This window comes from Kocuria tytonicola (genome assembly GCF_003687455.1).
GTDB lineage: Bacteria > Actinomycetota > Actinomycetes > Actinomycetales > Micrococcaceae > Kocuria > Kocuria tytonicola.
Genome location: NZ_PHOA01000126.1, coordinates 1 through 5587, shown reverse-complemented (window position 1 = coordinate 5587; position 5587 = coordinate 1). Strand labels below are relative to the sequence as shown.

Sequence of the window (5587 nt, the reverse complement as noted above, 5' to 3'; positions counted from 1 at the left end):
CGCCAGAACCCCGCCCGGGGGGTGCATCCCGTGGACTACACATCGTGGCGCCCCTCCCCCGGTGCTCGGGACGGTGCCAGCGCGTCCGAGGGCGGGGGCCCCGCGGCCCACGTGGCCCCCGGCGGGGTTCCGAAACCCGGTCCGGGGCCCCGCGGCACGGCCGCCCCGCACAGCGCCCGGCAGGCCACGGCCCGCAAGCTCACCGTGGACCCGCAACTGCTCGAGTTCGTGGAACGGCTGCGTGCCGGGGTGACCCCCGTTACCGCCACACCGCAGAACGCGTTCTACACGGTGGACTCCGCCGGGCGGGACGGCGCCCACGAGCTGGAGGTTCCCGCGGACGGGGTGCACGTGCAGGGCGTGTGGAACGTGACCGAGGACGCGCTGCGGGCGGTCGTGGCCCAGCCCGAGGACACCTGGACGGCGGACCTCGGGCGCACGGACTACTACGTGCACGGGCGACTGTGCGTGCAGGTGTCCCGCGCGGAGCACCGCGTGGTGGGCATCTACCGCAGCGGGTGGGCCGTGGCGCGCCGCCCGGACGAGACCTGGGCGGACACCCCCGACTCCCTGGAGCGCACGGGCGCGAAGCCCGGTGGCGGCGGCACCCGCTACCCCACCAACCGCCGTGAGCTGCTGTCGCGGCTGCGCGCCGCGGGGTTCGAGGTGACCACCTCCGGACCCACGCACGGGAAGATCACCCACCCGGACGTCCCCGGCCGGTTCCTGCCGTTCTCCTCCACGCCCTCCTCCCAGCGCTACGGACGCCACGTGGTCACGGCGGTCAAGCGGGTCTTCGGCATCGACGTGAGATGAGGAAAGCCCGGGTGGACCTCCTGGTCCACCCGGGCTCCTCCCGGTGGTGCGTGTGACGCTCGGGGCGTCAGGACACCGTGGGCAGCTCGTCCACCCCGGTGCCGCGGCGGCCCCACGCCTGCAACGCGTCGAGGTAGACCCGACGGGCCTTCTTGACGCTCTTCTTCAGGGCGCGTCCGCCGCGCTTGCGGGCCTCCTTGAGACCCTGCTTGCGCTGCCTGCGGGTGCCGGCGGCGCTCGTGACCGCGGGGTCCGCCAGGTCCACGGCGACGCCGCGCGCCTGCGGGGACTGCCGCAGCTCACCGTCCGCGCGGGACAGGAACTCCCGCTCCTGACGCCACGCGAGGCGCGCCACCAGGATGAAGCACGTGAGGGCCACCAGAATCTTCACGAGCATGAGAACGGCGGCCGCCGCCTGGGGCGAGGGGGAGTTCCACCAGAAGTGCAGGCCCCATCCGAGCGCGAAGAATCCCACGAATCCCGCAATGCGCTGGACCAGGGAGAGACGCTGCACGGTGCGGCCGAGCAGGAAAGCCACACCCACCCCCACGATCGCGGAATACAGCCAGTGCGAGGAAATGCCGATCGCACTGCGCAGCAGGGTCACACCGAAGGCACCGGTGAGGTCGTCGTTGGCATTGGACGGCGCACTGTTCGCGGCATAGGACACGTTCTCGAAGATCTGAAAACCCAGACCCACGAAAGCGCCGACCAGCAGGCCGTGCATGGGGCGGCGCAGCGTGTGCGAGGCGATCAGCATGATCATCACCACGCCCAGCATCTTGCCGAACTCCTCGCTCGTGGGACCGGACACGGCCGCGCCCCAGTCCGCACCCATGCCGCTGGGCAGCAGCTTGGCGGTGATCGAGCCCAGGTGCCCGTTCGCGTGGATGCCGAGCCACGTGGGAACCGTGATCCCGAAGACGGTGGCCACCACCAGGATCCAGCCGCGGCGAGCGCGGTAGGGGTCCGCCCACAGCACGATCACGGCGAACAGCGCCAGGGTGATCAGGAAAATCGGTGCAATGGTCAGCAGCGAGTCCTTCGCCGCGGTGAAGGACTGGGCCACCGCCAGGGTGACACCGGGTGCGCCCAGGGCCACGAGGACGCAGAACACCCACCACACCGCCGAGCGCGGCTGAAAGAACTCACGGCCGTACGCCGGGTAGCCGGGCGTGGTCCGCGCCGGTACCGGAGCGCTCGCCGCGGGAGCGGGGGCGGTCGGGGACGACGTGCTCACTGAACTCATTCTCCGCTCTCTCCGTCCGTCTGGTTCTCGTCACTCGTGACCACGCGGAAGCTGTCCACGAGGGGCTGCAGGTCAGGCGCCTGGTCCTTGCCGGAGCTCGTGGCGGTCACGGCCACCACGAGGTCGTCCTTGTGGACCACGGCACAGTTGCCGGTGGCCTGGTCGTTCGGCTTGATGGCCACGCAGCTCTTGCCGGTGAACCCGCCGGCGGAGCTGACCGTGCCGCCGTCGAACGCGGCGGAGGTGCCCTCGAGGGCCTGCTGGCGCAGCACGCGGTCCGCGGTGGTGTCGAAGTTCTTGCTCTGGTCGATCACGGAGATCGTCAGCTCCTGGTCGTCCTGGGGCTTGGTGTAGGTCACCGAGGCGCGGTTCTGGGTGGGCATGGTGGACCAGCCCTCGGGGGCATGGAACTCCAGGACGGAGCCGCCCGTTGCCTCCAGCGTGGCCTTCTCCGCGGCCGTGGTGACCGACTGCGGTTCCGGCACCACCTTGTCGACCGCGGCGGGAACCGCCCACGTGGCGGCGGCCAGCACGGCCAGCGCCGCCGCGGGCAGTTTGTGGCTCAACTGCATTCTTCGCTTTCCTTTCCTTTTGTCAGGAGGGGACAAGAAATGCTAGCACGCGGGTAATTCGGCAGAGGGTGGAATATGTCCGGACTCACACAAGGTAAAAGATGGACCGTGCAATTTGTTTCACTCGCTACATTTCCTGCGAATTGACGGCGGTTGAATTACCGCGCAGGCGTGCTCGAGTGCGCGCCCTCGCCTGGTGCCGGTGAGGGCCCGGGCCCTGGCGCGGGGGCGGCGCCGTTCCCGGCGGGTTCCGCCGCGCGCCTGCCACCGCGGCGGGAGAGGCGCCGGGCAATCAGCGGTGCGGAGATCCCGTGCACCACCGCGGACAGCACCACGGTCACGCTCATCACCTGGACCAGCAGCACCGAGTCCTCCCCACCCAGGTGCTGGATGGCCAGCAGCGCGAACACCATGGAGGCGATCCCGCGGGGACCGAGCCAGCCGATCAGCAACCGGTCCCGCCAGCGCACCGTGGAGCCGAGCAGCACCAAGAGCACCGGCAGCACCCGCACCACCGTCACGGCGGCCACCGCCAGCACCAGGACCCGGGGATCCAGCCCCTCCCGGACGGAGAACTCCAGCAGCTGCCCGAACACGAACCACATCACGATCTGCGCGAACGCGGCCACGTCCTCCGAGAGCCCCAGGGTCTCGTGGGCCTCGGGCCCGGACACCGCCCGGTGTGCCAGACCGGCCACGAACGCCGCCACGAAACCGTTGCCGTCCACCGCGATGGTGAGGGTGTAGGCGAGCAGCGGGGTGGCGAGGATCCCGAGGGAGCGCCAGCGCGCCGTCGTCCACCCGTGGCGCTGCGAGAGGCGCGAGAGGTACGCGGCCCCCGCGCCCACGACCCCGCCGATGCCCACGGCCCACAGGGCCGCCGGGAGCATGTCCACCAGGGCCTCCGCGCCCTTCTCCGGGCCGTCCACACCGCCGGCCAGGAAGGCGACCCCTACCAGGAAGAAGGGGGCCACCACGCCGTCGTTGTAGCCGCTCTCCGTGTTGAGGACATCCCGGAGCCGCCGGGGCAGTCGCCGGTCCTTGACCACCGAGGCCGCGGGAGCCATGTCCGTGGGGACGAGCACGCAGGCCAGGATGAAGCACAGGGCCACCCGCATCTCCGGGTACAGCCAGCCCGTGAGCACTGCGGCCGTGAACAGGGACAGCGGAACCCCCACCAGCACCAGGCGCACCAGCACGCCCACGTCCCACCGGTGGATCGCGCGGACCTCCGTGGCGTCCAGGAACAGCAGCAGGGCGAGCAGCACCTCCACCGAGCGCTCCAGCCGCGGGTCACTGAGGTGCTCGAAGATCGCAGAGGAACTCTCCCATCCCACCAGCACCCCTGCGGCAATCAGGGCAACCGGGAGGGTGATGAACATCGATTCCACCCGCTTGGCCACCACGGACCAGACGATCACCACGAGGAGGACCACGGAGAACGCCACAATCATGAAGCGCCCTCCCCGCGGGCGCGCTCCGCTCCGCCGCGCGTCCACGCGCGAGCCGAGAGACTTGTCAGGGCGTAGACCGTGAGCAGGTCCAGGGACGAGGAGAGCAGGGCACCGGCGCTCGGTCGCCCGCCCTGGAAGAACGCCGCCATCTGCACCACCTGGGAGAGCGTGACCATGACGATCAGGATCAGCCGCGAGCGCTGGCTGCCCTGGAACGTGCGCCATGCCAGGAACAGGATGGCCAGCAGCATCACGACCACCACCCCCATGGCCAGGGTCGTCACGACCGTGGTGGATCCCTCGGGCAGCCCGTCCAGGTCCATCTCGCCCGTGATGTCGGTGGGGTGCAGGAACAGGTCCGCCACGAATGCGAGCGCGGAGACGAGCATGAGCGCCCACGCCGCGACGATCGAGAACGGGCGGCGCGCCACGTCCTTGAGCACGTCCTCCGCGGAGCTGGGGTGCGCGGACGCGGCCCCTGCCGTGTCCGACGCCGCGGGAACGGACTGGGTCACGGGCACCGCCTCGAGCTGCAGCACGGGCAAGTCGCCGTCCGTGCGCACGGCGTCCCCGCCGCCGTTGCGGCTGTGGTAGCCCGTGGAGAAGTCCTCGATCACGGCCACCTCCGCCTCCGGGACCGCGTGCAGGACGGAGTCCACCACGTAGTCGCGCTCCACGTCGATGTCCGCGTCGATCTTGTGGGTCACCTGCAGCGTGAACAGGGACAGCCCCACCGCGCGGTCGTAGGTTCCCGCGGCCAGCCACTGGACGCGGTGCCCGCCGCCGGGCAGGGGCCAGCCCTCGGGGCAGCGCCAGAAGCGGATGTGGTGGCGCTGCGCGGCGTTGCCGTCCACCTCCTGCTGGTACGCGAACTCCTGGATCCTCCCGAAGAGCAGCAGCGGGCTCACGGGCGCTTCGGGGTAGCTCTTGCGGGTCACCGAGGACTTCACGATCCCCCAGCTCGAACCCAGCGTGACGGGATCCGCGAGGGTCCACCCCGCAGCCTTCATGGCCGTGTGGATCTGCTCCGCAGACCCGTTGACGGCGAGGTTCACGGGATCCCCCAGCAGCCCGTCCGGGGTGACGGTGCGGCCGATGAAGTACGAGGGCACGTAGATGGAGGTCAGCGTGCGGTGCAGCCGCGGAAGCGCCAGGTACGCCATGAGGGCCCAGAACACGAGGCTGTAGCCGATCAGGCTCCACGCACTGCCCGCGCTGCGCAGGATCACCACGGCGAAGACGAAGATGAGGACCATCACCACCCCGAAGAAGATGTTCTCCACCACGTCCATGCCGAGACCCGAGCGGCGGCCCTGGACCTTCTCGGGCGGGCGCCGGTACTGCGCGGGCTGCCGCGGTGATTCGCTGTGCTTCATGGTGTGACCGTCCCCGGTGAGTCCGTCGTGGTGTGCGCCGGCCCGCGGGCCGGGACCGCCCGCGCGCCCGCCCCGCGGAGGGGCTGGCGCCGTCGCGGCGGCCATGGGCCGATCCTAGGG

5 protein-coding genes are annotated in these 5587 nt (G+C 70.8%); 1 reads left to right on the top strand and 4 read right to left on the bottom strand.

The features are described 5' to 3' along the window. Window positions 1-816 (top strand): hypothetical protein (locus CWC38_RS10685; protein ID WP_338067542.1); only part of this gene is annotated, 816 nt, incomplete at its 5' end. Between the two features lie 67 nt (window positions 817-883). On the opposite strand, the gene CWC38_RS10680 is transcribed toward CWC38_RS10685, so the two are convergent. From CWC38_RS10680 to CWC38_RS10665, 4 genes are all read right to left on the bottom strand, one after another. Then, complete coding sequence (locus CWC38_RS10680; protein WP_121846716.1) at window positions 884-2065, bottom strand: PrsW family intramembrane metalloprotease; 1182 nt, start codon at window positions 2063-2065, stop codon at window positions 884-886. Continuing rightward, a complete protein-coding gene (locus CWC38_RS12145; protein ID WP_165860406.1) occupies window positions 2062-2631 on the bottom strand; it encodes a hypothetical protein in 570 nt (189 codons plus the stop codon). Before CWC38_RS12145 ends, CWC38_RS10680 begins: the two co-directional genes overlap by 4 nt. Before the next feature lie 164 nt (window positions 2632-2795). After that, window positions 2796-4091: a cation:proton antiporter domain-containing protein gene (locus tag CWC38_RS10670; protein WP_121846715.1), complete on the bottom strand. Its 1296-nt coding sequence runs from the start codon at window positions 4089-4091 to the stop codon at window positions 2796-2798. Then, window positions 4088-5467: an LssY C-terminal domain-containing protein gene (locus tag CWC38_RS10665; RefSeq protein ID WP_121846714.1), complete on the bottom strand. Its 1380-nt coding sequence runs from the start codon at window positions 5465-5467 to the stop codon at window positions 4088-4090. The genes CWC38_RS10670 and CWC38_RS10665 overlap by 4 nt, the downstream gene beginning before the upstream one ends. Between the last annotated feature and the right edge of the window lie 120 nt (window positions 5468-5587).